The organism is Streptomyces spongiae, assembly GCF_009377185.1.
In the GTDB taxonomy this organism is placed as follows: domain Bacteria; phylum Actinomycetota; class Actinomycetes; order Streptomycetales; family Streptomycetaceae; genus Streptomyces; species Streptomyces spongiae.
This window is the reverse complement of record NZ_VJZC01001010.1, coordinates 1-1,742: the sequence shown is the minus strand read 5'-3', so window position 1 is coordinate 1,742 and position 1,742 is coordinate 1. Positions and strand designations below refer to the sequence as shown.

Here is a 1,742-nt window from a genome sequence, read left to right as displayed (position 1 = left end):
CAATGACCGGGTGGGGATGCGGTCACCGGCTGCCGTCCGCGCCGATCTCGGCCGTCCAGGAAGGTCCGGTACGCGTCATGGCCGCCTCCGGGCACACCGCCCGGCATCACGTTTCGCCCGCCGTGCCGCCGCCACCGGTGCCCCGGCGGGCTCGTGTGCGGCTGCTGGTGTTGTCCGTCCGGCGGCCCGGGCCGTCGCCCGCGGGTGAGGGGCCGTCGGCCGACCGTGGGCGGCGGTCACCGAGGGTCCCGGAAGATCGCCGGGTGACCCGAACACCCGAGCCTGCCTCTGGTCGTGCCCGGCGTCGGCGCCTCGGGCTGGTCCCGGGCGTCCGAGGGGCGCATGTGTTGTGGTGCGCCGGTTCCTGTGCGCCGTTCTCACTCCTGCGTTCCGAGGAGCCGTCGGCCGGGGCCTGCAACGCCTCGCCGCGGTTCTTGCGTTCCGCGCGGAGGCAGCGGCGGATGGACTCCGGGTCGAGGCCTTCGTTGCATGCCTGGTGAAGGAGGCGGGCGAAGAGATAGTCGCGGTCGGCCGCCAGGGCCATGGCCAGGGCTTCCCTCGCCTCCAGTTCGTCACCGGAGGACCAGGCGACCCAGCCGGCGAGCGTGAGCGGGGGTGCGGCATGCTCGCGGTAGGCGCCGACGCAGCGGCGGGCGAGTGCTCGCCAGAGACGGAGTGCCGGCCCTGCCTCGTCGTCCTCCATCCACTCCGCCGCGCGATCGCGGGTCGAGCGATCCTGGAGACCGAGAACGAGGGTCGCCACGTCCTCGTGTCCGAGGAGTTCGTCGTCCCGGAGGTCCGCCTGAAGCGTGCCGGACACATTCGGGGCGGCCGCGAGGCGGCGCATGAGGCGGTGTGCCAGCTCGAGGGTCTCCTCGGACATCGCCGTGCGACCCTCCTCGTCCAGGATGCGCGGGACAACCTCCCTGTTCGCGGCGTCGAGCGCCTCCTCCTGCGGCAGGGCGGCAGCCGTCTCCCAGGGGGTGAGCCGGGCCCTCAGCTCCCGCAGGGTGCCGCGTACCTGAAGCCCCGCGTACGTCGCCGCGGCGGCCAGGACCGACGTACCGGGCATCCCCATCGCCTCGCCCTCGGAGGAACAGCAGCCGTTGCCCGGGCAGCAGTACGACCAGAATCGGCCGTCGGAGATGCAGAGCGCCTCGACGACGGGCACGTCGAGTCGGCCGCATGCCCTGCGCAGGAGTTGTGCCAGCGGTCGCAGGCGCTCCATCACCTCCCCCGCGGACTCCCCGCCGGACGGGTCCTGACAGAGGAACGCGACCATGCTTTCGGGCCCGGCACCTCGGCGCTCACTGCCGGTCACGAGCCCGTGCGCCAGCTGCTCGGCCACCGCGGGCCAGTCGTCCGCCTGGGCCGGGATGCCGAGGCGCGCCCGTCCGCCGAAGCGCCCCCTGCCGTCCCGGTCGTGCAGCGCGACGAGCACGATGCTGTCCTCGGGCCGGTACCCGAGCAGGTAGGGCAGGGCGTCGGCGAGTTCCGCCGGTGTGCGGAGCGTGACCTGGTGTTCCTCGCACGGACCGGTGGACGCCCGGTGCTCCACGTACGCCCTTGCCTCGTCGTGTCCCGGGAACGGGGAGGAGTCCTCGTGCCCCGCTTGGAGGGAAGGTCGCTCGTGGCTCGCGACCGTGTAAGGGCGGTCGGAGGACTGCCCGTGCTCCGCGGAGGCCGAGGTGGAGGCAGACGGCGCACCGCTCCCCCGTCGCGACATCCCCTGCTCCAACCCC

The 1,742-nt window shown here is 73.6% G+C and carries 1 protein-coding gene; it reads right to left on the bottom strand.

Going from position 1 to position 1,742, the window contains the following annotated elements; all coding sequences use genetic code 11:
- Window positions 1-106: 106 nt before the first annotated feature.
- Window positions 107-1,742: DUF4192 domain-containing protein (locus FNH08_RS49675; protein ID WP_407704609.1), on the bottom strand; the 1,636-nt coding region annotated here is incomplete at its 5' end.